General features: G+C 67.8%; 25 protein-coding genes and 1 pseudogene. 18 read left to right on the top strand and 8 right to left on the bottom strand.

What is annotated here, in order from left to right:
* Positions 1-15: 15 nt before the first annotated feature.
* Genes J7528_RS09085 through J7528_RS09075 form a run of 3 tightly spaced genes read left to right on the top strand, consistent with a single transcriptional unit; the run spans position 16 to position 5,238 of the window.
* A complete protein-coding gene (locus tag J7528_RS09085) occupies positions 16-1,323 on the top strand; it encodes an acetyl-CoA C-acetyltransferase (RefSeq protein WP_291873115.1) in 1,308 nt (435 codons plus the stop codon).
* A gap of 13 nt (positions 1,324-1,336) precedes the next feature.
* Positions 1,337-3,430, top strand: coding sequence for a 3-hydroxyacyl-CoA dehydrogenase NAD-binding domain-containing protein (locus tag J7528_RS09080; protein WP_291873112.1), 2,094 nt, complete (start codon positions 1,337-1,339; stop codon positions 3,428-3,430).
* A complete protein-coding gene (locus J7528_RS09075) occupies positions 3,427-5,238 on the top strand; it encodes an acetyl-CoA hydrolase/transferase C-terminal domain-containing protein (RefSeq protein ID WP_291873109.1) in 1,812 nt (603 codons plus the stop codon). The genes J7528_RS09080 and J7528_RS09075 overlap by 4 nt, the downstream gene beginning before the upstream one ends.
* On the opposite strand, the gene J7528_RS09070 is transcribed toward J7528_RS09075, so the two are convergent.
* Genes J7528_RS09070 through J7528_RS09055 form a run of 4 tightly spaced genes read right to left on the bottom strand, consistent with a single transcriptional unit; the run spans position 5,235 to position 9,346 of the window.
* Positions 5,235-5,516, bottom strand: coding sequence for a hypothetical protein (locus J7528_RS09070; RefSeq protein ID WP_291873106.1), 282 nt, complete (start codon positions 5,514-5,516; stop codon positions 5,235-5,237). The two genes, J7528_RS09075 and J7528_RS09070, sit on opposite strands and share 4 nt — an antisense overlap.
* Entirely contained in the window at positions 5,513-8,044 is a 2,532-nt protein-coding gene (locus J7528_RS09065) for a cbb3-type cytochrome c oxidase subunit I (RefSeq protein ID WP_291873104.1), read from the bottom strand. The genes J7528_RS09070 and J7528_RS09065 overlap by 4 nt, the downstream gene beginning before the upstream one ends.
* Positions 8,041-8,994, bottom strand: coding sequence for a cytochrome c oxidase subunit II (gene coxB / locus J7528_RS09060; protein ID WP_291873102.1), 954 nt, complete (start codon positions 8,992-8,994; stop codon positions 8,041-8,043). Before coxB ends, J7528_RS09065 begins: the two co-directional genes overlap by 4 nt.
* Complete coding sequence (locus J7528_RS09055; RefSeq protein ID WP_291873100.1) at positions 8,984-9,346, bottom strand: c-type cytochrome; 363 nt, start codon at positions 9,344-9,346, stop codon at positions 8,984-8,986. The genes coxB and J7528_RS09055 overlap by 11 nt, the downstream gene beginning before the upstream one ends.
* Before the next feature lie 214 nt (positions 9,347-9,560).
* Here J7528_RS09055 and J7528_RS25575 point away from each other — a divergent pair.
* Positions 9,561-10,010: pseudogene (locus J7528_RS25575) on the top strand (c-type cytochrome); the annotation flags it as partial.
* Positions 10,011-10,026: 16 nt separating this feature from the next.
* Here the strand turns inward: J7528_RS25575 and J7528_RS09050 are convergent.
* Complete coding sequence (locus J7528_RS09050; protein WP_291873098.1) at positions 10,027-10,737, bottom strand: cytochrome b; 711 nt, start codon at positions 10,735-10,737, stop codon at positions 10,027-10,029.
* The gene (locus J7528_RS09045) at positions 10,734-11,456 is read right to left on the bottom strand and encodes a cytochrome c oxidase assembly protein (RefSeq protein ID WP_291873097.1); all 723 of its coding nucleotides are present in this window, start codon (positions 11,454-11,456) and stop codon (positions 10,734-10,736) included. Before J7528_RS09045 ends, J7528_RS09050 begins: the two co-directional genes overlap by 4 nt.
* Before the next feature lie 108 nt (positions 11,457-11,564).
* Here J7528_RS09045 and J7528_RS09040 point away from each other — a divergent pair, with 108 nt between their 5' ends.
* The 3 genes from J7528_RS09040 (at position 11,565) to J7528_RS09030 (ending at position 13,071) form a co-directional block, all read left to right on the top strand.
* Positions 11,565-12,380 (top strand): TIGR02587 family membrane protein, encoded by an 816-nt coding sequence (locus J7528_RS09040; protein WP_291873095.1) that lies wholly within the window; start codon positions 11,565-11,567, stop codon positions 12,378-12,380.
* Positions 12,380-12,817 (top strand): hypothetical protein, encoded by a 438-nt coding sequence (locus J7528_RS09035; RefSeq protein WP_291873093.1) that lies wholly within the window; start codon positions 12,380-12,382, stop codon positions 12,815-12,817. Before J7528_RS09040 ends, J7528_RS09035 begins: the two co-directional genes overlap by 1 nt.
* A gap of 68 nt (positions 12,818-12,885) precedes the next feature.
* Positions 12,886-13,071 carry a DUF3008 family protein gene (locus tag J7528_RS09030; RefSeq protein WP_291873090.1) on the top strand — a complete coding sequence of 62 codons (186 nt, stop codon included), beginning with the start codon at positions 12,886-12,888 and terminating at the stop codon, positions 13,069-13,071.
* A gap of 18 nt (positions 13,072-13,089) precedes the next feature.
* Here the strand turns inward: J7528_RS09030 and J7528_RS09025 are convergent, their stop codons facing one another.
* The gene (locus tag J7528_RS09025; RefSeq protein ID WP_291873088.1) at positions 13,090-13,569 is read right to left on the bottom strand and encodes a hypothetical protein; all 480 of its coding nucleotides are present in this window, start codon (positions 13,567-13,569) and stop codon (positions 13,090-13,092) included.
* A gap of 64 nt (positions 13,570-13,633) precedes the next feature.
* Between J7528_RS09025 and J7528_RS09020 the strand changes: the two genes are divergently transcribed.
* Genes J7528_RS09020 through J7528_RS08980 form a run of 9 tightly spaced genes read left to right on the top strand, consistent with a single transcriptional unit; the run spans position 13,634 to position 24,868 of the window.
* Entirely contained in the window at positions 13,634-15,553 is a 1,920-nt protein-coding gene (locus J7528_RS09020) for a methyl-accepting chemotaxis protein (protein WP_291873086.1), read from the top strand.
* A gap of 2 nt (positions 15,554-15,555) precedes the next feature.
* Positions 15,556-16,977, top strand: coding sequence for a chemotaxis protein CheW (locus tag J7528_RS09015; protein WP_291873083.1), 1,422 nt, complete (start codon positions 15,556-15,558; stop codon positions 16,975-16,977).
* Positions 16,974-18,044, top strand: coding sequence for a chemotaxis response regulator protein-glutamate methylesterase (locus J7528_RS09010; protein ID WP_291873081.1), 1,071 nt, complete (start codon positions 16,974-16,976; stop codon positions 18,042-18,044). The genes J7528_RS09015 and J7528_RS09010 overlap by 4 nt, the downstream gene beginning before the upstream one ends.
* Positions 18,041-18,880 (top strand): protein-glutamate O-methyltransferase CheR, encoded by an 840-nt coding sequence (locus J7528_RS09005; protein ID WP_291873078.1) that lies wholly within the window; start codon positions 18,041-18,043, stop codon positions 18,878-18,880. Before J7528_RS09010 ends, J7528_RS09005 begins: the two co-directional genes overlap by 4 nt.
* Positions 18,877-20,745 (top strand): chemotaxis protein CheA, encoded by a 1,869-nt coding sequence (locus tag J7528_RS09000; RefSeq protein WP_291873076.1) that lies wholly within the window; start codon positions 18,877-18,879, stop codon positions 20,743-20,745. Before J7528_RS09005 ends, J7528_RS09000 begins: the two co-directional genes overlap by 4 nt.
* Complete coding sequence (locus J7528_RS08995; RefSeq protein WP_291873074.1) at positions 20,742-20,990, top strand: hypothetical protein; 249 nt, start codon at positions 20,742-20,744, stop codon at positions 20,988-20,990. Before J7528_RS09000 ends, J7528_RS08995 begins: the two co-directional genes overlap by 4 nt.
* Positions 20,991-21,035: 45 nt before the next feature.
* On the top strand, positions 21,036-21,419 hold the full coding sequence (locus J7528_RS08990; RefSeq protein WP_291873072.1) for a response regulator: 384 nt from the start codon (positions 21,036-21,038) through the stop codon (positions 21,417-21,419).
* Complete coding sequence (locus tag J7528_RS08985) at positions 21,416-22,054, top strand: chemotaxis protein CheX (protein WP_291873070.1); 639 nt, start codon at positions 21,416-21,418, stop codon at positions 22,052-22,054. The genes J7528_RS08990 and J7528_RS08985 overlap by 4 nt, the downstream gene beginning before the upstream one ends.
* A 48-nt stretch (positions 22,055-22,102) precedes the next feature.
* Positions 22,103-24,868, top strand: a complete 2,766-nt coding sequence (locus J7528_RS08980; RefSeq protein WP_291873068.1) for a PAS domain-containing protein — start codon at positions 22,103-22,105, stop codon at positions 24,866-24,868.
* Here J7528_RS08980 and J7528_RS08975 read toward each other — a convergent pair.
* Positions 24,865-25,044 carry a hypothetical protein gene (locus J7528_RS08975; RefSeq protein WP_291873066.1) on the bottom strand — a complete coding sequence of 60 codons (180 nt, stop codon included), beginning with the start codon at positions 25,042-25,044 and terminating at the stop codon, positions 24,865-24,867. The genes J7528_RS08980 and J7528_RS08975 overlap by 4 nt on opposite strands.
* A 192-nt stretch (positions 25,045-25,236) precedes the next feature.
* Between J7528_RS08975 and J7528_RS08970 the strand changes: the two genes are divergently transcribed.
* Both J7528_RS08970 and J7528_RS08965 read left to right on the top strand, forming a co-directional pair.
* A complete protein-coding gene (locus tag J7528_RS08970; protein WP_291873064.1) occupies positions 25,237-25,452 on the top strand; it encodes a hypothetical protein in 216 nt (71 codons plus the stop codon).
* Positions 25,453-25,510: 58 nt separating this feature from the next.
* Positions 25,511-26,443, top strand: coding sequence for an iron-containing redox enzyme family protein (locus J7528_RS08965; RefSeq protein WP_291873061.1), 933 nt, complete (start codon positions 25,511-25,513; stop codon positions 26,441-26,443).
* Positions 26,444-26,446: the final 3 nt, after the last annotated feature.

Here is a 26,446-nt window from a genome sequence, read left to right as displayed (position 1 = left end):
AATCCGGAGCGCGTCATGAACGTTCTGAGGAGCCCGGTCGCCGGCCGGCCGGTCTATATCGTCGATGGCGCCCGCACGCCGTTCCTCAAGGCGCGTGGCGGACCCGGGCCATTCACGCCAGTGGACTTGGCGGTGCAGTGCGGCCGGCCGCTGCTGCTGCGCCAGCCGTTCGCGCCGGACGCCTTCGACCAGGTGATCCTGGGCTGCGTCAACGTCATCGCCGACGAACAGAACCCCGCGCGCGTCGCGGCGCTGCGGCTGGGCTGCGGGCCGCGGATGACCGCCTTCACCGTGGCCATCAACTGTGGCTCGGGAATGCAGTCGATCGACACGGCCTATCGTTACATCCGCGATGGCTCGTCGAACCTGATCCTGGCCGGCGGGGCCGAGGCGCTCAGCCATGCGCCGCTGGTGCTGAAACAATCGGCCGTCGAGTGGCTGTCGGGCCTGCAGGGCGCCAAGGCGCCGATAGACAAGGTCAAGGCCATGGCCGGCTTTCGGCCCGACATGCTGGCGCCGGTCGTCGGCCTGGAGCGCGGCTTGACCGACCCGATCACCGACTTGGGGATGGGCCAGACCGCCGAGATGCTGGCCCACTATTTCGACATCAGCCGCGAGGCCGCCGACGCCTATGCCGTCGAAAGCCATCATCGCCTGGCCAAGGCTCAGGACGCCGGGTGGCTGGCGGGCGAGGTCGAGCCGGCCTTCGCACGCGACGGAACTGTGCACGACCAAGACGACGGCGTGCGCCCCGACAGCTCGGTCGACAAGCTGGCCAAGCTGAAGCCGGCCTTCGAGCGGCCGTTCGGCAAGGTCACGCCCGGCAACAGCTCGCAGATCACCGACGGCGCCTCCTGGGTGATCCTGGCCTCGGAAGAGGCGGTGAAGAAGCACGGTCTGAAGCCGCGCGCGGTGATCCTGGACAGCGAGTGGGCGGCGCTGGATCCGTCGATCATGGGCCTGGGGCCGGTGCTGGCCTCCACGCCGTTGCTGCAGCGCGCGCGCCTCACCTTGCAGGATATCGAGCTCTGGGAGCTCAACGAGGCCTTCGCGGCTCAGGTGCTGTCCTGTTTGGCGGCCTGGGAGGACGAAGCCTTCTGTCGCGAGGTTCTGGGCTTGCCCGGCGCGGCGGGCAGCATCGACCGCAATCGACTGAACGTCGATGGCGGGGCGATCAGCCTGGGTCACCCGGTCGGCGCCAGCGGCAACCGGATCGTGCTGCATCTGATCAACGCCCTGGAGCGCCTAGATCTCAGGCGCGGCATCGCCACCGAGTGCATTGGCGGCGGCCAGGGCGGCGCCATGTTGATTGAGCGGGTCTGAGGAGGAGATGGCCATGCATGACCCCGCCTTGACCCTCTTGAAGCCCCGCGACCTGGATCTAGGGCTCGCGACGCCGGTGGAGCTGGGCCTGACTCATTGGAAGCTGGGGCGCGACGCCGACGGGATCGCCTGGGCATTGCTCGACAAGGTCGACTCCAGCGCCAACACCCTGGACGACGCGGTGCTGGGCGAGCTGGATCGGATCCTGGACGCCCTGGACACCGACCGTCCAGCGGGCTTGGTTATCCGCTCGGCCAAGACCTCGGGTTTCGTCGCCGGCGCCGACGTCAGCCAGTTTCGCGGGGCGAGCGACGTCAACGAGGTCGAGCAACGCATGGCGCGGGCCCATGCCATCACCGACCGGCTGGAAGGCCAAGCCTATCCGACCATCGCGGTGGTGCACGGTTACGCGCTGGGCGGCGGGCTGGAGGTGGCGCTGGCCTGCAAGGTCCGCATCGCCGTCGAGGGCGCCAGGTTCGGCTTTCCGGAGGTGCAATTGGGTCTGCATCCCGGCCTGGGCGGCACGGCGCGTTTCACGCGGCTGATCGATCCGTTGCAGGCGATGAGCTTCATGCTGACAGGCAAGACCATCCCAGCCCGCAAGGCCAAGGCCCTGGGGCTGGTCGATGCGGTCGTGCCCGAGCGTCATGTCCGCGCCGCCGTTCAGGCCGCCGTGCGCGGCGAGCTGCATGGCGACGGCCAGAGCCTCATCGACAAGCTCAAGGACAGCGCGCCCGCCCGCCGCCTGGCCGCCGGCCGTATGCGCGACGAGGCCAAGAAGCAGGCGCCGCCCGAGCACTATCCGGCCCCGAACGCCCTGATCGAGCTGTGGGAGCGTCACGGCGGCGACTTCGAGGCGATGAAGGCCGCCGAGATCGGATCGTTCGCGCGGTTGATGGTGACGCCGACGGTCCAGAACCTGATCCGCGTCTTCTTCCTGCGCGAAAAGCTGAAAGGCCTGGCCGGGGAGGGCGGCGGCATCAAGCGGGTGCACGTGATCGGGGCCGGGGCCATGGGCGGCGATATCGCCGCCTGGTGCGCCTGGAGCGGCCTTTCCGTCACCCTGACCGACGTCAAGCCCGAGCCGATCGGTGGGGCGATCAAGCGCGCGGCCGAGCTCTACGGCAAGATCAGTCACGACGACCACCTGCAGGTCCGCGACGCCCTCGATCGCCTGGTCCCGGATCTGAAGGGCGAGGGCGCGCGCTCGGCCGACCTGATCATCGAGGCCGCGCCGGAGAAGGTCGAACTGAAGCAGGGTCTCTACGCCAAGCTCGAGCCGGTGATGAAGCAGGGCGCGATCCTGGCGACCAACACCTCCTCCATCCCACTGGAGACCTTGCGTCAGGGCCTGCAACGACCCGAACGGCTGGTCGGGCTGCACTTCTTCAACCCGGTCTCGCGGATGCAGCTGGTCGAGGTGGTGCGCCACGACGGGCTGGACGCCGAGGTCGAAAAGGCCGCACGCGCCTTCGTCGGGACCATCGACCGCTTGCCCGCTCCGGCCAAGAGCGCGCCGGGGTTCATCGTCAACCGCGCCCTGACGCCCTATTTGATCGAGGCCATGGCCATGCTGGACGAGGGCGTGGCCAAGGAGACCATCGACAAGGCCGCCGAGCGGTTCGGCATGCCGATGGGGCCGATCGAGCTGGCCGACCAGGTGGGCTTGGATATCTGCCTGGCGGTGGCTGACATGCTCAAGCGCGAGCTCAAGTGGGACATGCCCGACGTCCCGCGGTGGCTGCGCGACAAGGTCGAGCAGAAGAAGTTGGGCAAGAAGACGGGTGAGGGGCTCTACGTCTGGAAAGGCGGTCACGCCCAGAAGGCGCCTAATGCCGCCGAGCCCGATCCGGAGATGGCCGACCGCCTGATCCTGCCGCTGGTCAACACCTGCGCGGCCCTGCTGGGCGATGGCGTCTCGGACGATCCGGACGTGATCGACGCGGCGATGATCTTCGGCGCCGGTTTCGCGCCGTTCCGGGGCGGGCCGTTGCACTATGCCAGGCAACGCGGCGTAGGCGACGTGAAGGCCAAGCTGGACGCTTTGGCCGGCCAATACGGCGAGCGCTTCCGGCCCGCTGAAGGTTGGTCCAAGCTGGAGGCATGACGCAGCGCTTCACCGACCCGGAACAGTTGGCCGATGCGATCATCGACAAGGTCGGTCGCCGCATCGTGCTGGGTCTGCCGCTGGGGTTGGGCAAGGCCAACCATGTGGCCAACGCCCTTTTCGCGCGGGCCATGGCCGACCCGTCGGTCCACCTGCACATCTTCACGGCCCTGACCCTGGAGCCGCCCAAGCCCAAGTCGGCGCTGGAGGCGGCGTTTCTGGGACCCGTGATCGAGCGGACCCTGGGCGGCTATCCGGCCTTGGCCTATGCCGAGGTCCAGCGCCGCGACGCCCTGCCAAGCAACATCCAGGTCGATGAGTTCTTCTTCCAGGCCGGCACGCGGCTGGGCGTGGAGAGTGCGCAGCGCAGCTACATCTCGGCCAACTACACCCATGCGGCCGGCTATCTGCTGGATCGCGGCGTCAACGTCGTCGCCCAGCTGGTGGCGCGCGAGGGCGAGCGCTTCAGCCTGTCGTGCAACACCGACATCACCTTGGACCTGCTGGCCGCGCGCAAGGCCGGCAAGGCGGACTTCGTCCTGGTGGGTCAGGTCAATGACCAGCTGCCATTCATGCCAGGCGACGGCGATCTGTCGACCGAGGTCTTCAGCCACATCCTGGACGGTCCGCAGTTCCCGCTGTTCGCCCCGCCCAAGGAGCCGATCTCCGACACCCAGTATGCGATCGGCTTCCACGCCGCCGGCCTGATCCCGGACGGCGGCACGATCCAGATGGGCATTGGCTCGATCAGCGACGCGGTGGCTCAGGGGCTTATCGTCCGGCATCGGGACCCGGCGGGCTTTCGTGACACCGTCCAGCGCCTGGGCGCCGCATCGCCGCACGCCGAACCGTTCGAGATCGGGCTCTACGCGGCCACCGAGATGTTCGTCGACTGCCTGCTCGACCTCTGGAAGGCCGGCGTGCTCAAGCGCGAGGTCGACGGCGCGGTGCTGCACGGCGGTTTCTTCCTGGGGCCGCGCGCTTTCTATGCGGCGCTGCGCGACATGCCGGCCGCTGATCGCGCCAAGTTCCAAATGCAGGCGATCTCGGCGATCAACGAACTCTACGGCGACGAGGATGCCAAGCGCGCCGCTCGGGTCGACGCGCGCTTCATAAACACCGCCATGATGGTCACTCTGCTGGGCGCGGTGGTCTCCGACGGCCTGGAGGATGGCCGGATCGTCAGCGGCGTGGGCGGTCAGTACAATTTCGTGGCTCAGGCCTTCGCGCTGGAGGGCGCGCGCTCGGTGATCACCCTGGACGCGGTGCGGGGCGAAGGGCGCAAGGCGACTTCGAATATCCTGTGGTCCTACGCCCACGGCACCATTCCGCGCCATTTGCGGGACATGGTGGTCACCGAGTACGGCGTCGCCGACCTGCGCGGGCGCACTGATCGTGATGTCATCATCAGTCTATTGAAGGTCACCGACAGCCGCTTTCAGGCCGAACTGCTGGACAAGGCCAAGGCGGCCGGCAAGGTCGAGCGCGGCTATGTCCTGCCCGAAGCGTGCCGGCGGAACACGCCCGAGCGGATCTCCGACGCGATTGCCCCGGCGCGCAAGGCAGGCCTGGCGCCGCTGCTGCCGTTCGGTTCGGACTTCGATCCGCTGGAGGAGAGCCTGCTGCCGACGCTTGGCCGGCTGAAGGCGGCGCAGGCTGAACCGGCGCAGTTAGCGCGGCTGGTGTTGCGCGGCTTCAAGGGAGCAACTGGCGACGCGCCAGCGCTGAAGCGGTTGGGGCTCGATCGGCCGCGCGGTCCGACCGAGTGGCTGACGCGCCTGGCCGTGCGCGGCGCACTGCGGGGTTAGCCGATCAAGGCCGGCGCCGACTGCCAGACAATCGCCACGCCGGCCATGGCCGCGCCCAGCGCGGCGATGCGGTGCTGGAAGGCTGAGCCTCTGCGCCATCCGGCGAATACCAACAGGCCGACGATGATGAGACAGGCCAGCGTCGCCAGGACGTGGACGATCATCAAGTTCGCTGGCGGGGCCGCGCCGATCGCATCGAGGCTGGGCAGGGCGTAAACGATCGCGAAGTGGACCAGCCACACGGCGAGCCCCGCCAGCAGGGTGCGCCAGGCGCTCATGCCGGAACTGCCGCGAACAGGCGCGGTACGCCCAACGTCACCAGGCCTTGGGCGGCCACATAGGCGTGGAACAGCCCGACCAGCTGGATGGTCGCCGGCCGGTCGGGACCGACATAGCCGAACAGCCAACGCAGCACGACATAGACCGCCATGATCGCGCCGACGGCGACGAAGAAGCCCTGCCAGGCGGCCATCGCATGGACGATCGCGCCCTGGGCGTTGAGATCGGGCGAGAGGCCCGCGCCCTGCCAGGTCTTCAAGTCGATCCACCATGCGCCGGCGACCAGCGCGCCGGCGGCCACGGTCAGCATGACGGTGAGGCGAGGGGGCTTCGCCAGGACGCGGCTAGCCAACCAGGCGCAGAGCACGGCGACCAGGTTCATCGCGGCGACGGCCAGGGTCTCGGCGCCGATCGGCGCGCTCCACGACGCTTGCGAACGGCTCCACAAGAAGACGTAGGAGAACACGCTCATCGCCAGCACCATGCCGGCCACCACCAGAGTGATGACCATGGCCCACCATCCTGTGCTGGATGGGCCGCTGGCATAGGTCTTCAGCATCAGGCCCGCGCCGACATCGACTTCCTTCTGAGGCAGGGGATGGTCCAGGAACCAGCACCAGCGGATCACGCAATAGGTCGCCAGCACGGCGCTGACGATCGACGCCGCATAGGCCTGCACGGTCAGCAGGAGAAAGAAGCCCGCCGTGAACACCGCCGCCCAGACGTGCCAGCCGGACGGCTTGGGCATGGGCAGGAGATGCTGCGGCTCGGCCTGGACCGGGCTGGTGACCAGGGTCTCGCGGCCGCCGGTCGGGGCGCCAGGCAGGAAGTAGCGGCCGGCCTCAACGTCGCGGGCGAGGGTCTTCTGATCCCATAGCGGATAGAGCGATTTGACCACGGGGATGCTGCGGACCGAATAGAGCTCGGCCGGCAGCCACTCCAGGCCGGGTCCGTCATAGACATTGCCGGCGTCGGAGCCGAACGGGCGAAAGTTGCGGACCATGTCGATGATCCAGATCAGCACCCCGGCGGCGAACAGGAAGGCGCCGACGGTGGAGATCAGGTTCGGCAGCTCCAGGTCGCGACCGGGCGCATAGGTCCACACGCGTCGGGGCATCCCCATCAGGCCCGACAGGTGCATGGGCAGGAAAGCCAGGTGCATGCCGGCGAACATCAGCCAGAACGTCCAGCGGCCCAGGCGCTCGCTCAGCGGTCGGCTGGAGACCATCGGCGTCCAGTAATAGATCGCCGCGAACAGTGGGAAGACCATGCCGCCGATCAGCACGTAGTGCAGGTGGGCGACGATGAAATAGGTGTCGTGGGCCTGCCAGTCGAACGGAACCATGGCCGCCATTACGCCCGTCAGCCCGCCCATAACGAAGATCAGCAGTGAGCCCAGCACGAACAGGCCTGGCGTGTTGAACCGCATCTTCCCCGAGGCCACCGTGGCGATCCAGGCGAAGACCTGTACGCCGGCGGGCAAACTCACAGCCATGGAGGCGGCCGAGAACACGCCGACTGAAGCCCCCGGCAGGCCGGTGGTGAACATGTGGTGGGCCCACACGCCGAAGCTGATGAAACCCGTGGCCAGGAAGGCCAGCACCACCATCCAGTGGCCGACCAGGGGCGTCCTCGCCACGGCCGGAATCATGGTCGACATCGCGCCCGCCGCCGGCAGGAAGATGATGTAGACCTCCGGGTGGCCGAAGAACCAGAAGAGGTGCTGCCACAGCATCGGATCGCCGCCGCGCGTGGCGTCGAAGAACGGCCAGTTCAGCGCCCGCTCCAGCTCCAGCAGGGTGGTGGCCAGGATTACCGACGGGAAGGCGATGATGATCATGCCGGCGAAGACCAGCATGGCCCAGGCGAAGATCGGCAGCTTGTCCAGGCTCATGCCCGGCGCGCGGGTCTTCAAGACCCCGACGATGATCTCAATGGCTCCGGCGATGGCCGAGATCTCGATGAAGCCGATGCCCAGCAGCCAGAAGTCGGCATTGATGCCCGGCGAATATGTGGTCGAGGTCAGGGGCGGATACATGAACCAGCCGCCGTCCGGCGCCAGGCCAAAGAACAGCGAGCAGAAGAAGGCCAGGCCGCCGATCAGATAGGCCCAGAAGGCGTAGGCCGACAGGCGCGGGAAGGGCAGGTCGCGCGCGCCCAGCATCTGGGGCAGCAGCAGGACACCCAGCGCCTCGACCGCCGGCACGGCGAACAGGAACATCATCACCGTGCCGTGCATGGTGAAGACCTGGTTATAGGTCTCCTGCGGCAGCACGCCGTTCAGCGGCAAGGCCAGCTGGGCGCGCATGACCAGGGCCAGCACCCCGGCCAGCACAAAGAACAGCATCGCCGCGCCGACATAATAGACGCCGACGAAGTTGTTGTTGATCGCGGTGATCCACTGCCAGCCCTTGGGACCGCACCAGATCTCCCGCAGTTGCTCGAGTTCGCCCTTGGGCCGCCGGCCCTTGGTGGGGAAGCGGTCGTAGATCGAACGGTCGAAGCCGGTCTCCGAGCCTTCACTCACTTCAGGCTCTCCAGATAGGCTGACATCGCCCTCAGGTCCTGGCCGCTCAGCACCGGATAGGCCGGCATGCGGTTGCCGGGCTTGATGGCCTGGCTGTCGGCGATCCAGCCGCTCATGGTTCCGGCGTTGTTCGGCAAGATCCCTGCGCCCAGGGTGTGGCGCGAGCCGACATGGGTCAGGTCGGGTCCGGCGACGCCGTTGGCGCTCGTGCCTCGGATGGTGTGGCAGGCGCCGCAGCCGCTTTTCTCGAACACCACCGCGCCGGTCGACGGCTGCGCAAGCGCGGGACGTTCGGCCCGGGCGCGCCAGCGGGCGTAATCCTCCGGCGCGTGGGCGATGACCACAAAGGCCATCAGGGCGTGAGCCCCGCCGCAATACTCAGCGCACTGACCACTGTAGGTTCCAGCCTTATCGGCTTGAATTCGCAGGATGTTGCGACGCCCGGGGATCATGTCGAGCTTGCCGGCCAGGCGCGGGACCCAGAAGCTGTGGATCACGTCGGTGGACTCCAGCTCGATGGCCACGGTGCGTCCGACGGGCACGTGGATCTCGTTGGCGTCCTGGAGAACCTCCCGCCCGGCCGCGTCGAGATACGCCACGCGCCACCACCACATTTCGCCGGTTACCCGCACACGCAGGTCGCCCGGCTGCGGGCGTTCGGACAGCTTGTTGGTCAGCGACAGGCCCCAGACCAGCAGCACGCTCAGCACCACGACGGGAAAGCCCAGGCCGGCGATCCAGATCAGCTTCTCGCCGCCCAGCCGCTTGCGCCAGGGACGCGGGGCGAAGAGGGCGAAGGCGAGGGCGACCAGCACCACGACCATGACTAGGGCGGCCATGGCCAGGAGGCCCCAGGTCAGGGTGTTCAGCGGCGCGGCGAACGGCCCGGCCGGATCCAGCACCGGCGGCGGCCAGCCTTTAAAGCTCTCGTCGGCGGCCCTAGTCGTCATGCAGAGTCAGGAGATAGGCCGCGACATCGCGGGCTTGGGCGTCGGTCAGGGTCGTGGCGGGCATGGCGGTGTCGGGCGAGAGAGCTGGCGGATCGCGCAGCCAGCGCACAAGGACCTCGGGCTGGTTGGGATGGCGTCCGGCGATCAGGGCGCGATCGGCGAAGCCCGCCAAGGATCCACCCACCTCTCCGCGCGGCCAGGCGACGCCCGGGATTTGATGGCAGGCGCCGCAGCCTTGGCTTTCGATCAGAGCGAGGCCTTGCTTCGGATCCGCGCCCGAGATCGTGCGGTGGGGTGGTTTCTCGGCGCACGCCACGAGGCCGGCCAAGCCGATCACCGCCGCACTCGCCATTCTGGATCCACTGGTCACGCCGCCCCGCCGAAACTACTCAGCAGGCTCAACCCGTGCGCGCGGCCAAGGTTCCGGCGGAACCGCGGCGGCCACCGCCGGTTAAGCCGCTGTGCGCCGCCTTCCGATCCTTCTTGTCGTCACCGCGCTGACCGCCTGCGAGCGACCTGTCAGCCGCACCGATCAGGCGCTGAGCGCCACCGGCCGCACGATCGCCATGAGCGGCGGGGCTGGCGGGGCGAAGAGCGCGTGCTTCTCGTGCCATGGCCTGGAGGGCGCTGGCGATGGCGTTTCGACGCCGAGGCTGGCGGGGCTGGGGGCGGGATATCTGCAGAAGCAGATGGAGGACTACGGCTCGGGCCTGCGCCCTGATCCGGTCATGACGCCGATCGCCAAGGCGTTGGACGACCGGGCGAGAAGAGCGGTGGTCGCGCACTATGAAGAGCTGCCGGCGCCGCCGGGCGGGGAGACGGCATCCGCGCCCGGGCTCTGGAGCCAAGGCGATCCGACGCGCGGGCTCCAACCTTGCGCGGCCTGCCACGGTGACCAAGGTCAAGGTGTCGGGGACCAACCCGCCTTGGCTGGCCAGCCGGAGGTGTATACCCGCGAGCAGGTGCAGCGCTGGCGCCTGGGCAAGCGCCGTAACGACCCGCGCGGCGCCATGGGCGACATCGCCCGCAAGCTCACGCCCGCCGAGATCGACGTCCTGGCGACGTGGTTGCGGCGGCAATCTTCTTCTCCAGGGCCAGCCATCGACGCCGCCAGCGCGTCGGGCGCTTTGGAAGCTGCGGGACGATCGGCAGCATCCCGTGAAGGACGTCGTCTCGATCGATGAGGTGACGCTTCAGCGCCGCGCCCGCATGGATCGGGATCAGCAGGATCAGGCTGACGACGAAGCCCCAGTGCAGCCACTCGGCGGCGGCCTCGATCGCCCATAGCGTCGGGTTGTCGAGTTGGCCCAGCGGCATCAGCGGCCAGGGGACAACGCCCAGCAGCGCCAGCTCCGTCTCACGCGCCGTCGCCGAAACCATCGTCCAGCCGGTCAGCGGCAGGCCCAAAAGGCAGGTGTAGAAGACGTAGTGGGTGACGTGGGCGGCCGTGCTTTCCCAGCCCGGCTTGTCCGCGTCGTTGATGGTATCCGGCGCGAAGAGCCGCCAACCCAGGCGTCCCACGGCCAGGACCAACATCAGGATCCCAACCGCGTAGTGGACCTCGTAGGCGGCCAACATTCGCGCGCCCGCTGGCGCTCGTCCCATCCAGAACCCCCAGCCGAGCTGGAAGAAAGCCAGCCCCGCCATGGTCCAGTGGAAGACGATCGCCACCGGCGAGTAACGTCCTTCGTCGGCATGGCCCGCGGCCCACTCGAAGATGTTCTCAATCAGCCGGTCGATCATGCGGCCGCCAGACGAGGTCGCAACACCCCGGCCAGGATCGACAGCGCGGAGGCCAGATAGATACCCGCCGCCGGGATCCACATGATCAGGCCCGCGATCTGCTGGTCCTCCAGCGGCGTCAGCCCCCAGGCCGCGGTCGTGAGGTCGTGGGGCGCGTAGAGCGCGCGAGGGGCGAAGGTCAGGATCGCGCCCAAGAGGCCCATCAGCACCGTGGTCGCCAGTAAGGCGCAAACCGCGCCGGTCGGTCTTGAAATCCTCACGGCTCGCCAGGCGGCGGTCGCGGTGATCAGCAGGCTGAGCTGCATCAGCGCATAGACCCCGTCATTCGCCATCGCCGAGCCGTAGGCGGCGGGGGCATGCCAGAACCAGAACGCGATGACAAAGGCGCTGGTCCAGGCGGCCAGGCGAGGCGCGCGCGCCGGGTGGGGCAGGGCCCAGGCGATCAGCGGCGCGGCGGCCGCGACCAGCAGCACGTGATGCACCGTGCGCGCGGCAAACAGCGCGGAACTCAAGGCGCATAACGGAGAGACGAAGATCATCACCAGCACCGCCATGGCCGCCAGTGCGAGCAACCGGTTCTCGGAGCTTTTCAGGAGAAGGACGGCAAGAGCGACCAGCGTCGCCAGCCCGACGGGCTCGAAGTTCCAGCGCGCCCACAGCTCCGCTGGGACGGGACCCGCGCCGCAATAGGGCGACCAGACACGATCGGCGATGGACATGAGGCTCCCCGGCTATGCGCCTCTTCCAAATTCTCGGACGACAGCAGTGTTCCCGGAACCCGCGCCCAAGCCTGACCGTTGGCGTGCCGAACGGGTAGGAGACGCGCCTTGGACGGAAACGCCGGCTATGGTCGTGCCTTGAGCCGCGCCTTTGGCGGCGCGCTGCTGTTTTCCTTTCCGCTGCTGATGACCATGGAGATGTGGTCGCTGGGCATGGCGGTGGAGCGCTGGCGGCTGCTGGTGTTCCTGCTGCTGACCCTGCCCATGTTGATCGGATTGTCCTACTACGCCGGCTTCGAGCCGACTTTTCGCCTGAAGGACGAGGTGCTGGACGCCCTGGCGGCCTTCGGCGTCGGCTTCCTGCTGTCGGCCGTCTTGCTGTCGATCTTCGGCGTGCTGCGCGCCGACGAGATCGGCACGCAAAGCGCCATCGGAAAGGTCTCGCTGTGCGCCGTGCCCGCCGCGGTCGGGGCGCTCCTGGCCGGCAAGCAGCTGGGCGAACGCGGACCCGGCGAGCGCGAGAAGGCGGAGGCCGGCGCGCTGGGCGAGCTTTTCCTGATGGCGGTGGGCGCGGCCTTCCTGGCCTTCAACGTCGCGCCGACCGAGGAGATGATCCTGATCGCCTATCAGATGGGGCCGCTCGCCACCTTGCTGTTGATGGCCGCCTCAATCGGTTTGCTCCATCTGTTCGTCTATCAGCTGGGCTTTCCGGGCGAGACACGGCGGCGCGAGGCGGGGGGCTTTTCGCGCACCTTCGTGGCCTTCACCGCGCCCGGCTATGGCGTAGCGCTGTTGATGAGCCTCTATCTGCTCTGGACTTTCGGACGCACCGACGGCGTGGCCGTCCACGAGATCGCTACCATGACCATCGTCCTGGGCTTTCCCGCCGCCATCGGCGCGGCGACCGCGCGGCTGGTGGTCTGATGGCCAGAGCACGCGCCAGCCGAGGAACCTCGAACGCCGCCCCGCGAAAGCCGGCGCCCAAACGTGCTCCGGTCAACGACATTCCGCCTTTGGAATGGGTTGCTGCCGGGGTCGGCTTGGTCCTGGCCAGCACGGCCATCGGCCTCACGGCCTGGGACGCCATGTTCGGCGTCAAGGGGCCGCCCGCGATCGAGGTGCGCCTCAAGCGTGTGACCCCGACCGCCCACGGCTATGTCGCCGAGATCGAGGCCATCAATCACGGCGGCGCGCCGGCCGCCCAGGTTCAGATCGAAGGGCAGACCTCGAAGGAAGCCGCCAGCGTCACCATCGACTATATCCCCGAGCAATCCACCGCCTCGGGTGGCCTGATCTTCGAGGACGACCCGCGTCTCGCAGCGCTCAAACTGCGTGCGACGGGCTTCGCGGACGCATCATAAGGCGCTGGCAATGCCACTCGCGGATCCAAGGCGCGTTCTAGGAGAAGCGTCATTGCGAGGAGACGACCATGCCCGCCAAATCCGCCGCCCAACAGAAAGCCGCCGGCGCCGCCCTGTCGGCCAAGCGTGGCGAAACGCCCAAGAGCAAGCTCAAGGGCGCCTCGAAGTCTATGCTGTCGATGAGCGAGAAGCAGCTGGAAGAGTTCGCCCATACCAAGCGCAAGGGCAAACCCGAGCACGTTCAAGGATCTTGAGGCGCCTATTCCAGGTTTCTACGCATCCTCTCGCGATCGCGCTTGATCCAGGGCGACGGCTAGCGCAGCGCGGATCAGGTCCGCCGCGGCCTGGCGCGGTATCAGAATCTGCTGACGGTAGAGCATCGCTCCAGCGCCCAACGCGGTCTCGCGCAAGGCTTCCCAAGTCGCGAGCTCCTGGTGACTGGCCTGACCGGATTGGATCCTCGCGCCCAAGGCGCGGAGTTGGCCAAGCAGCGCATTGGTCTCGTCAATGTCCTGGAGCGCCGCCGGCCGATTCATGTGGAGTTCCGCCTGTTGTACGGCCGCGATTTTTGACGCCAGCGCTTGAAATGGCGACTTGGTTCCACGTTTTCGTGTGTGATTGGAATCCGCGAGGTCGCCTGGATGTTGAGCCTGATCCGGGGCGTGATCTGAAAACGCGATATCGGCTGTTGTACTTTGCAACCGGACGCGAGCTTCACCGTTAAGCCCTGATCGCCGATGGCCTTGGGCCATGCGGGCGGACTATGCTGCGTCTTTCTCGGGCGTGGCTCGGGGCGAGTACGGTGGGGGTGTGCGCATGGCGCTGGTGAAGACGACGACGCTCGCGGGGCGGGCGAAGAGTCGGAAGGCGATCGTCGAGGCCCCGGCCCCTACGCCAACCAAGCGCGCCGTCGTTCGTCGCGCCGGCTCGCGCCGGGAGAGCGCGGCCGAGCGCATCGGCGCGGCGACCCTGGAGCTTTCCAGCGGGGTAACTGAGGCGGCCGGTGCGGTCGAGGAATTGCGCCGGGCGCTCGAGCAGATTTCCAGCGGCGCGGACGAGGCCGCCGGCGCGGCCCACGAATCCCTGGCGGCCATGACCACCATGACCGCGTCCTTCGGCATCGCCCGTGAGCGGGCCGAGGTTTCACGCCAGCGTTCCGAGGCGTTGCAGGTATTGCTGACCGAGTCCGGCGCGGCCGTTGCGGCGTCGGTCAAGGCCGTGTTGACCAACGCCCGCCGCCAGCTGGGCAGCGTCGAGACCGTGGCGGCGCTGGAGCGCCACGCCGCAAGGATCGGCGAGATCACCGCCATCGTCGCCGACCTCGCCGACCAGACCAACCTGCTGGCGCTCAACGCGGCGATCGAGGCGGCGCGTGCGGGCGACGATGGTCGTGGCTTCGCGGTGGTCGCCGACGAGGTTCGCGCCCTGGCCGAGACGGCCGAGAAGCGCTCGCTGGACATCAGGGCCGCGGCCGACCGGGTCGCCGAAGGCGTGCGCGGGATCGGCGAGCGTCTGCGCGCCGCCGCGGCGGTGGCCGAGGTCGAGGCTGCGTCTGGCGCGCGCATCACCACCACGCTGGAAGCCATCCGGGCGGAGATGATCCGATTGAGCGACGACAGCCAGGCCGTGCTGATCGCCGCCGTCGAGGCCGTCGGTGCGGCGAACGAGGCCCGGCGCGGGGCCGAGAACATTTCCAGTGCGGCCGAGGAGCAGGCCGCCGCGGCGGCAGAGGCGCAACGCTCCGTACAACAACAGAGCCAATCCCTGGACCAAAGCCAGATCGCTGCCGAAGCCTTGGCTGACATGGTCGAGACGCTGGCGGGCGGGGAGGTCGTCGAAGACGCCGCGCATGAAACCTCGGCCGCCGCAGAGGAGCTGTCTGCTGCAATTCAGGAGATGGCTGGAGCGGCTGGCGAGATCCTGGTGGCGATCGAGCAGATCAGCCGGGGCGCCCAGGTCCAGGCCGCCGCGACCCAGGAGGCCGGCGCGGCCATGGCGCAGATCGAGAAGGCCGCGCGGATCTCCGCTGGGATGGGTGTCGCCAATGCCCGGCGACTGGGCGCGATGCAATCGTTGCTGGAGGAAAGCCGGGTCGTCGTCGGCGGTCTGGTCTCGGGCGTATCGTCTGCGGCGGAGTCCAACCAACTCGTGCTCGACCTGATCGAGACGCTGGACAGCGAGATCGGCGCGATCGGCAAGCTGGTCGACGGGCTGGCCCTGATCGCGGTGCAGACCACGATGCTGGCCACGAGCGGGGCGGTCGAGGCCGCACGCGCCGGGGACGTCGGGCGAGGTTTTGCTTTGGTGTCTACTGATATCCGGACCCTGGCCCGCGATGCCGCCGCCAACGCCGATATGGTCAAGGAACTGGTCGCCGCGATCGGCGTACAGCTGGGCAAGGTGCGCCGTGAGGTCGACCAGACCCTGGCTTCGGCCGAGCTGGAGCTGGACCGCAACCGCACGATCGAGGAGCGCCTGGGCGTCATCGCCGACGACACGGTGGTCCTGCGCGCCGGCGCGGACGAGATCACCCAGGGGGCGGAAACCATCCTGGTAGCCAGCTCTCAGGTCCTGGCGGGCGTGAACCAGATCGCGGCGGCGGCCGAGCAGGCGGGCGTGGCGGCGGCGCAGGCGGCGACGGCCGCGCGCGAGCAGTCGCGGGGCGCTGAGGACCTGGCGGCGGCGATCGAGGAGATCGCGCTGCTGGCCGGCGAGCTCCAGGCCGGCAAGGCCTGAGGATGTCCGCGTCGTCGCGCCAGCGGCTGACGGTCTGGGCGGGGGAGGCCAAGGTAGCCATGGCCGCCTCGGCTGTCGCCGAGGTCATCCGAGCCCCCAAGGTCACGCGTATGCCGCATGGACCGCCCAGCTTGCTGGGGGTCACCCACCTGCGAGGCCAGGTGGTGCCGGTGGTCTCGCTCAACAGCCTGCTGGGGCGCGAGGCCCGGGCGGCCGATCGTGTCGTCATCCTGCAACGCGAACCGCCGATCGGGCTGGCGGTCGACGGCGTCGAGGCGCTGAAGGCCGTGTCGGCCGAGGTCGAACCGGTTGACGGCCAGCTTCTGCTCGACGACGCCGACGGTGCGCGCTGGATCGATCTGGACGCGGCGCTGACCGCGCAATTCGCGGCGTTCCGGGGCGGGATGCGTTCCTCGGCCGCTTCAGGCGCTGGTCCGGTCGCCGACGAGACGCAGCGCGTGGTGGAGCGGGCCTATCTCGGCTTCGACCTGGCGGGCCAGGCCTATGCCCTGCCTCTGGAAGTGGTGTCCGAGGTGTCGGCTGTTCCTAGCAAAATCGCCGCGCTGCCGAAGACCGAAGACGTCTTGCGGGGCGTCGCTCAACAGCGAGATCGCGTGCTGCCGATCCTTTCGGCGCGCATCTTGTTGGGTCTGTCGGACGACGCACCTCAAGGCGGCGAGCGGCTGGTCATCATCCACATTGGCGGGCACGCCTTGGGCCTGATCGTCGATCGGATCAGCGCCGTCCTGCGCGTGCCGGAGGATCGTCTGGGACCGGCTCCCAGTCTCTTCAATCGCGGCGCCGGTGAGGCGCGGATCGAGTCCGTGCTGCGGATGCCGGATGGCAAGGGCGTCGTGGCGGTGCTGTCGCCGGAAAAGGTGCTGGCCGACCAGCGTGTGGCGTCGCTGCTGGCGGATGTCCAAGGACCCGAGGAGCCGACCGTGGCCGACACTCAGCAAGCCGTCCAGCGCGAACGGTTCGTGGTCGTCCAGCTGGGCGACGAGCGCTATGGCCTACCGGTGGCGTCGGTGGACGAGGTGGTGCGCCGGCCCGAGACCCTGACTCGGCTGCCCAAGGCCCCGGCCTACGTCCAAGGCGTGATGAACCTGCGCGGCCGGGTCGTGCCGGTGATCGATCAGCGCCAACGGTTCTCGGTCGAGGGCCAGGGCGGCGGGGCAGGGCGCATCGTGGTCGTCACCCTGGGCGGGCTGCAGGCCGGTTTCGCGGTCGACGCCGTGGCCAGCATCCTGGAGGTCGACGCCAGCGAACTGCTGCCCGCGCCCGACTTCGCCGATCCTGCCGGCCAGGTGTTCGACCGTGCCGTCGAGCGTGATGGTGAGGTCATCCTGCTGATCGATCCCAAGGCGCTGCTGGACCGCGCCGAAGCCGACCTCCTGCGCGACCTGACCGCGACGGCCTCGTGACAAAGGTTCTGGTCGTCGACGATTCCGCGCTAATGCGCCGCGTGCTAGGCGATATCCTGCGCGCGGAAGACTTCGAGGTGGCCACCGCCAAGGACGGCCTCGACGCGCTGGATCAGCTGCGCAGCTTCGCGCCCGATGTCGTCACGCTGGACGTCCAGATGCCGCGCATGGACGGTCTGGAGACCCTGAACCGGATCATGCTGGAGCGGCCTTGCCCGGTGGTGATGGTCTCGTCCCTGACCACCGAAGGCGCCGAGACCACCCTGAGCGCCCTGGAGCTGGGCGCGGTCGATTTCGTGCCGAAGCCGGACGGGGCCGTGTCTCTAGCCGTCGACGAATTCGCGCCGATCATGGTCGACGCCGTGCGCGAAGCCTCCAAGGCCAAGGTCCGGCGATCGCATCGCCTAGTGGAGCGCCTGCGCGCGGGGCAGGGCGCGCCGCCGAAGCGGTCCCCTCGGCGGCGCGCGGGCGTGTTCGAAGAGACGGGCGAGCTGCCCGGGCTCGTGATCGTCGGGACCTCGACTGGCGGGCCGCCGGCGCTGGATATCGTGCTGGCGGCGTTGCCGGAGGATTTCGCATGGCCCGTGCTGGTCGCCCAGCACATGCCGGCGGCCTTCACCCGGTCGCTGGCAGCGCGATTGGACCGGCTATGTGCGCTGCCTGTGACCGAGGTCGCCGCGCCAACGCTGCTGGAGCCTGGGCAGATCTATATAGCCCGCGGCGACGCCGACATGATCCTGAGCCGCAGGCCCGACGGCTTGACCGCCCTGCCGGCCCCGTCCAGCGCGAAGCATCGCTGGCATCCCAGTGTCGACAGGCTGGTGACCAGCGCCATGGACCATGTGTCGGCCGAGCGCCTGGTCGGGATCCTGATGACCGGCATGGGCAATGACGGCGCCGCCGCGATGGCGGCTTTGCGGAGCGCGGGCGGTCGGACCATCGCCGAGTCCGAGGACAGCGCCGTCGTCTGGGGCATGCCGGGCGAGCTGGTCCGCGCGGACGGCGCGGACTTCGTCGAGGATGTCGAGGATATCGCTGCTCGGCTTGTCAGAGTCATTGGACCATGAGCGAGCCTGTCCTCAGCGCCGATGAGCTCGAACGGCTTACGGACTTTCTGTACCGTCACACCGGCATGCGTTTTGGTCAGTCCAAGCGCTACTACATCGATCGCAGGGTCGCTGATCGGATGTCCGCCACCGGTTGCCCGAACTTCCCGGTCTATTTCGGGGTGCTGCGGTCGGATGATCGTGAACGCGAGGCTTTGGTCAACGCCTTCACTGTCAACGAGACCTACTTCTATCGCGAGGAGCACCAGTTGGCGTGCCTCAGCCGCGACCTGCTGCCGGACCTGGCCTCCACGCGTCGGCCGGGCGACAAGATCCGCATCTGGTCGGCGCCGTGTTCGACCGGCGAGGAAGCCTATTCGATCGCGATCTGGCTGCTCGAGAACTGGCGCATGGTCGATGCCTACAATGTCGAGATCGTCGGCTCGGACATCGACACCCGGGCGCTGGACGATGCGCGGACAGGTCTCTACGGCGAACGGGCCGTGGCGCGGCTGCCTGAGGGGGTGCGGCAGAGCTATTTCGAGCCGGCGAAACGCCGTCACTGGCAGCTGATCGATGACCTTCGGGAGTCGGTGACCTTCAACCAGGCGAACCTGGTGGATGGACCCAGCCTGGCCAATCAGGGCGCGTTTGACGTCATCTTCTGCCGCAACGTGCTGATCTATTTCGATGACGCCTCGCGACTGACGGCGGCCAACAACCTCTATGACCGGCTCGCGCCCGGCGGCTATCTGTGCCTGGGGCACACGGAGTCCATGAACCGGATCAGCGAGCGGTTCGCGACGCGCCGCTTCAACGACGCTATCGTCTATCAACGGCCGGGACGGGCGGCATGACAGACGAGCTGCTGGAAGCTTTCCTGATCGAGGGGCGCGAGCTGACCGCTCAGGCCGCCGACGACCTGGTCGCCCTGGCGCGCGCGCCCGGCGACAAAGCGCGGCTGGATCGTTGCTTCCGGGCCGTCCACACCCTGAAGGGTTCTGTCGGCCTCTTCGACCTGCCCGCCATGGGCCGCGTGCTGCATGTGGCCGAGGACCAGCTGGAGCGGCTGCGGCGAGGCGAGGGGGACGGGCAGGGCCTCTTTGAGCCGCTGATCGAGGTCGTCGACCAGGTCGATCGTTGGCTGGATGCGTTGGAACGATCCGAGGCATTGCCGCCTGATGCGGCTGAGGTCAGTCAGCGACTCATCGATCGTCTGACGTCGGCGGGAGCCCCGTCGAGCGTCGTCCAGCAGACGGGCGAGATCGCTATTCACTATGCACCGCGCGCCGACGCCTATTTCGCGGGTGACGATCCGATGGCGATCATCGCCGGGGTCCCGGGTCTGCGCGACCTGAAGGTCTCGCCGCGTGAGCCGTTCGGCGACCTGGCGCGCTATGACCCCTTCACCTGCAATCTGGTCATCGAGGCCGTCTCGACCGCCGCGCGCACGGACGTCGAGGCGGCGCTGCGGTGGGTCAAGGATCAGGTCGAGCTTTCAATCGTGGCGCCGGTTGCCGCCGGGGCCGTCGAAAACGGGGAGGCCGAAGGCTTTGGCCGGACCATCCGCGTCGAGGCTGGCCGTATCGATCGCCTTGCCGACCTGACCGGTGAGCTGGTGATCGCCAAGAACGGCCTCTCGGATCTGGCGTCTCAGATCGAAGGTCTTGCCGACGGCCGGGCCATCGCCCAGGCCCTGCGCGCGCAACAGGCCCGGATCGATCGGCTGGTCGGCGATCTGCACGGTACGGTCAGCAAGGTGCGACTGACGCCCTTGGCGCCGTTGTTCGGGCGCTTTCCCCGCCTGGTCCGCGAAACCGCGCGGGCTCTGGGCAAGTCGGCGGACTTCGAGATCGACGGGGGCGAGATCGAGGTCGACAAGGCGGTGGTCGACGGCCTGTTCGAGCCTTTGCTGCACGTCCTGCGCAACGCCCTGGATCATGGCGTCGAGGCGCCTGAGGCTCGTCGCGCGGCGGGCAAGTCCGAGACAGGCTCTTTACGTCTGTCGGCAAGAACGGTCGGGGAGCAAGTGCTCATTGAGGTCGCCGACGACGGCGCGGGGATCGATCCGGCACGCATCCGCGACCTAGCCGTGGCGCGGGACCTGATCGCGCCCTCGGCCGCCCAAGCGCTGGATGATCGAGGCGCGGTCGACCTGATCTTCCTGCCGGGGTTCTCGACGGCGTCGAGCGTGAGCGAGGTCTCAGGGCGCGGGGTGGGCATGGACGCGGTCCGCACCACGGTTGGACGGCTGGGCGGCAGGGTCGAGATCGTCAGCCGGGCAGGGCAGGGTTCGACCATCCGCATCCTGCTGCCGATCAGCATGGTGCTGACAAAGGTCATGGTCGTGGCCTGCGGCGACGAGCGCTACGGTCTGACGCTGGATGACGTGGTCGAGACCACGCGCGTTCCAGCCGACCGGATCGTGCCGATCCGCGGCGGCCACGCCTTCCAGCAACGCGAACAGGTGATCCCGCTCGTGCGTCTGGCGAACTTGGTCGGGGCGGAAAGCCACGCGCGGGGCGGCGCGGAACGAGTTGTCGTGGCGCGCGTGGGTGATGAAGTCGTCGGTTTCGCCGTCGACGCCATTGTCGAACGAATGGACGCGGCCGTGCGGCCGATGAGCGGCCTCTTGGCCGGCGCGCGCGGCGTGGTCGGCTCGACCTTGCTGGCCAATGGCGCGGTCCTGATGATCCTGGATCTGCAGGAGCTTATTCCATGAGCATAAGCGCCGTCGGCGACGTGATATATTTGCAGGGCCCATGTCGGGTGGAGGACGCCGAGACCCTGGTGGCTCTGCTACAGAAATCCCGTAAGGTCACGCTCGACGTGTCGACCTGCGAAAGTCTACACGCCGCTGTCGTGCAGGCGATCCTGGCTTTCGAGGGGCAGATCGTCGGCGCGCCGACAAACGGTTTCCTCGGCGAGTTTGTGGTCCCGGCGCTCGGCCGGACTATCCAGCCTTAGAATTTGAACGACGCGCCGCTGGCGGACGAATTGGAGTGAGAGTTCATGGGGACGACGGTTCTCATCGTTGATGACAGCAAGCTGGCCCGCATCGTCGTGGGCAAGACCATCGCGGCCCTGCAGCCCGACTGGATCCGTGTCGAGGCGGGCAATGCCGACGAGGCGCTGGCGCTGATCGAGAACCAGGCCGTGGACCTGGCTGTGCTGGATTTCAACATGCCGGGGCGGGACGGTCTGGATCTGGCTGAAGAACTGCGCGCGCGCTTCCCCGACATGCCGATCGCGGTGGCCACAGCCAATGTGCAGGACGAGATCATGGCTCGCGCCCGTGCGGCCAACGCCGCGTTCATCCCCAAGCCGGTGACCGAGGACGGCATGCGCGGCTTCATCTCAGGCGCGGCGCTGCGCCTGCGATCGGCCGGGCAATGAGCATCCAGTCGATTTTCCTGGAAGAGCTCGAGCGGGACGCTCTGACGGAGCTGGTCAATATCGGCGTGAGCCGCGCGGCCAGCAGCCTGCGCAAGATGGTCGGCGACCAAGTGCTGCTGTCGGTGCCGTCGGTCGAGGTCGTGACCCGCGAAGGCGCCGCCACCCTGATCCGCGAGCGCGAGAGCGGCGAGCTGGTCGCGGTGCGCCAGGATTTCGAGGGCGTGTTCTCCGGACGCGCCCTGCTGATCTTTCCTCAGGTCAACAGCATGGCGCTGGTCCATGCGGTCACCGGTGGCGCGCTCTCGGAGGGCGAAGCCACCGAGATGGAAGACGAAGCGCTGACCGAGACCGGCAATGTGGTGCTCAACAGCTGCCTGGCGACCATGGCCAACATGCTGCAAAAGCCCCTGCAGATGTCGTTGCCCGAGGTCATGCGCGGCGATGGCGCCTCGCTTTTCAACCTGTCGGCCAAGCATGCCGAGGGCGGCGTGGTGCTGTTCCTCTATATCAACTTCGCCATCAATGACCGCGATATCCGCGGCTATATCGCCATGCTGATGGACCTGCCGTCCCTGCAAGCGCTGCGTACCCTGATCAACGATTTCATTGAGCGCGTCGCTGGCGACGTCGGCTAATGGACACGCCGCTGAACCTATTGCCCAGCTTGGCGTTGTGATGGCGTCATGACAGACACCGTCGATCCAGCGATCCGCCGAGACAATCGGGGGGCGGCCGCGGACCTGGACGCCTTGCGCGCCCTGGCCGGACCGTTGTTCGATGCTCTGGTCGGTTCGGGCATGGCGATTTCGGTGACCGATCCACGCCAGGCCGACGACCCCATCGTTTTCGTCAATGCCGCTTTCGAGGGGCTAACTGGCTATGAGGCCGCCGAAGCGGTCGGGCGAAACTGCCGCTTCCTGCAGAGCGACGACACCGATCCGGAGACGGTGGCCAAGATCGCCAAGGCCTTGGCGACCACGGGAACAGCCAGCGCCGATCTGCTCAATGCTCGACGCGACGGCGCGACCTTCTGGAACCGGTTGAACATCACGACGGTGCGGGATGCATCCGGCGCGCCGGCGTTCCGCATCGCCACCCAGATGGACGTCAGCGCGGACTACCGCGACGAGGACCTGGGGCGCGATCTGCGTGCGACCCGCCAGCGCCTGCTCGAGGCCAAGGAGCGGCTGCGTATTGCTCAAGCCGTGGCTGGGGCGGCCGGCGCCTGGGAGTGGGACATCGCCCGCGGGCGCGTGATCGCGGACCCCCGCTTTGCGACTCTGTACGGGCTTGACCCCGTGGAGGCGGAGCAAGGTCTGCCGACCTCGGCCTTCTTCGACACGGTCTATGCCGCCGATCGCCTCCGGCTGAAGATCGCCGTCGCCGGCGCTTTGAACGGCGCCGAGGTGTTCGCGCGAGACTATCGTGTGGTCGTGGACGGCGACGTTCGTTGGGTCTCGGCGCGCGGCCGCACTTTCCTGGATGCGGACGAACAGCCCGTGCGGTTCTCGGGCGTGCTGGCCGACATCACCGATCAGAAACGGGTCGAGGAGCGCCTGCGCATCGCTCAGTCGGCGGGCGGCGTCGGCACGTTCCAGTATCTGAGCGGTTTTGGCACGGTGGACGTCTCCGAGGAGTTCTGCCGACTCCTGGGCTTGCATCCGGCCGCCAGCCTGCCGGTGCGCACGATCAATGCGCTGGTCCACCCCGATGACCCGCCGCTGATCTCGGCGCTTGGCGATGCGCCCATCGGCGCGGCCTTCCACGAATTCCGCGTCCAGCGCGCCGATGACGGTTTAGAGCGCTGGCTGGCCTGTCGCGGTGAACACCAGCTGGCGCCCACCGGCGGCATCAGCTTCATCGGCGTCATCTACGACATCACCGCCACGAAACATTCCGAAGCGCGGCTGCGCGCCCTGGCCGCCGCGCTGGAGGAGCGCGCCGAAGTCACGCAGCAGGAGCGCGACCGGGTCTGGAACCTGTCGCGCGATTTGCTCAGCATTTCCGACCGCGATGGCGTTTATCGCGCCATCAATCCGGCTTGGAAGGACCTGCTGGGCTATGACGCGGCCGATCTGGTCGGTCTGCCGATGGGCGGGCTGGTCCATCCAGACGACAAACTGCACGCCCAACAGCAGACGGCCGGTTTGCGCGCCGGCGACATGGTCGCCGACTTCGATTGCCGTGTGCTGGCCAAGGACGGCGAATACCGCTGGATCAACTGGACGGCCGTGCCCGAGGGCGGGTTCATCTATGCCGTCGGGCGCGACGTGACCCAGCGCAAGGCGCTGGAGGACCAACTGCGCCAGAGTCAGAAGATGGAGGCGGTCGGTCAACTGACCGGCGGCTTGGCGCACGACTTCAACAACATGCTGACCGGCATCCTGGGCGGTATCGACATGGTCCGTCGCCGGATCGGCGAAGGGCGCATGGCCGACGCCGAGCGCTTCCTGGACGCGGCCATGCAGTCGGGGCAGCGCGCCGCGGCCCTGACCCATCGCCTGCTGGCGTTCTCCCGGCGGCAGTCCCTGGACAGCCGTCCGCTTGATGTCCGCGACTTGGTCGCCTCGATGGAGGACCTGCTGCGACGGACCCTGGGTGAACAGGTGCGCCTGGAGAGCGAGGTCGCCGACGATGTCTGGACGGCCCTGGCCGACGACAACCAGCTGGAAAGCGCCATCCTGAACCTGGCCATCAACGCCCGGGACGCCATGCCGCGCGGGGGGCGCCTGACGATCGCGGCGCGCAACGTCCAGCTCTCGGCAGCTCGCCTGGCCAAGAGCGATCGCGCCGAACCGGGCGACTATGTGGAGATCAGTGTCTCCGACACTGGCTTGGGCATGACGCCGGACGTCCTGGGCAAGGTGTTCGACCCGTTCTTCACCACCAAGCCGCTGGGGCAGGGGACCGGTCTTGGCCTGTCGATGATCTACGGCTTCGTGCAGCAATCGCGAGGCCACATCGAGATTGAGAGCCGCGAGGGCGCCGGCACGACCATCCGCCTGTTCCTGCCGCGTCACCTGGGTGAGGCGGATGAAGCCAACGACACGCACGAAGTCGCCGCGCATGCCGGCGCGGGCGAGACCGTGCTGGTGGTCGAGGACGATCCCGCCGTTCGTCTACTGGTCGTCCAGGTTCTCGAAGAGCTCGGCTATCGCGCCATCGAGACCGAGGGGGGACGGGATGCGAACCCGATTCTACAGTCGGCGCGATCCATCGACCTTATGATCAGCGACGTCGGATTGCCGGGCTTGAACGGCCGCCAGCTGGCCGAAATCGCCCGCGAGAGCCGGCCGGCCCTGCCGATCCTCTTCATGACCGGCTATGCCGAGCAGGCCAGCGAACAGTCGGCCTTCCTGGACGAGGGCATGGAGATCATCACCAAGCCTTTCGCCATCGACCAGCTGGCCCGACGCATCGGCGCGATCCTGGAGCGCACAAAACCCTAGTCGGATTTGGTGGGGACAGCGCTCTCGGCGTCCTCCGCGGCGCTGCGCAGCCGTTCGGCGGTCTCGCGCGCCGCTTTGCTGGTGAAGGACAGTCCTGTTCGACCCGGACCGATCACCGTGACTTCGCCGTCAACAGCCTGGACCTCACTGGGTTTGTCGAACGCTTCGTTTGCCATGAACATACTCCTCCCCAAGAAAAGGGCGGCGTCGCGAGTTGTTCCGCCAACTCGATCGAAAGTCGTTGGTTCCCCTTGTTATCCAGTGACTTAAGGGTCGTTTTTGTCGAGTGTTCGACTTAGGAACGTCCTTTGGAGGTCGTCGTTTGTTCTCCCGCCTCGACCCTTCTGGCGAGGCCAAAACAAGGGACGATGACCATGGAAGAGAACCGCAACCAAGACCGCATGCCCCAGCAGCAGGACGACCGTCAGCAAGTGCAGCAGGGTCAGCAAAACCAGCAGAACGACGGCGAGCGCCGCCAGAACGAAGGCGTCGAAGGCACGGACCAGAATGGCCTGAACTCGGCCAGCGGCGGCAATGGCGACCTGCGTCCGGATCAGACCGACGAGGCCGGCGCTCAGCGCTGAGAAACCAGGGCCGCTTCTTTGGAGCGGCCCTTTCTTTCGACAACCTGGAGAGCATGCCGTGTTTGGTGGCGAACGTCTTTCGCGCCTGGGCGCGTTTAGCCCGCAATTTCCTGACGCCGAGGCCCTGCACAAAGGCCTGGCCCATTGGAACCACGACCGCCTCGCGCCGAGTGCGCCGACCGAAGGCTGGCGGGACGGCCTTGACCGCGAGCTGCGCATGCGCCGCATCGAGGGCGCCTTCATCGAAGCCTTCCGTAGCCTTGTGGCGCCGCTGGTCGAGGATGTCCCCACCGATGCCGACGGCTTCATCGCCTGGTTCGAGGCGCTGAAGGACCACGGCCCCGGGCAGTGGGATCCGTTGTTCGACTGGCTGGAGGGCGAAGCGTCGCTGGAGGACCTGAAGTGGTTCCTGACCCAGGAGGCGGCCGGCGAGGCCGGCTTCGACGATCTCGTCGCCATGACCCAGGTCAAGGTCCCCGATCGCGCCAAGCTGGAGCTGGCCCGCAACTACTGGGACGAGATGGGCCGCGGCAGCGCCAAGGGCATGCATGGGCCGATGCTGTCGCGCACGACGGCGACATTGGGTCTCGCGCCGACCATCGACACGACGCTGTGGCAGTCCCTGTGCCTCGCCAACACCATGACCGCCTTCGCCACGACGCGGCGCTATGTCTGGCAGTCGATCGGCGCCTTGGGCGTGGTCGAACTGACGGCGCCCACGCGGGTGGCTTGCGTTGATGCGGGTCTCAAGCGCAACGGTGTCTCGCCCGACGCCCGCAAGTACTTCGCCCTACACGCCCAGCTCGACATCGAGCACTCCAAGGCCTGGAACGCCGAGGCTCTGGTTCCGCTGGTGTCGGAGGATCCGTCTCGCGCCAAGTTCATCGCCGAGGGCGCCGTCATGCGCCTGATCTGCGGGGAGCAGTGCTTCGAGACCTATCGCGCCCATCTCTGGGCTCATGCCCACCCTCTGGTCTATGCGGCCGAGTAGGGG

This window comes from Caulobacter sp. (assembly GCF_017744445.1).
GTDB lineage: Bacteria > Pseudomonadota > Alphaproteobacteria > Caulobacterales > Caulobacteraceae > Caulobacter.
Note: the sequence above shows the minus strand (reverse complement) of the source record. Positions and strands in the feature narration are given on the sequence as shown.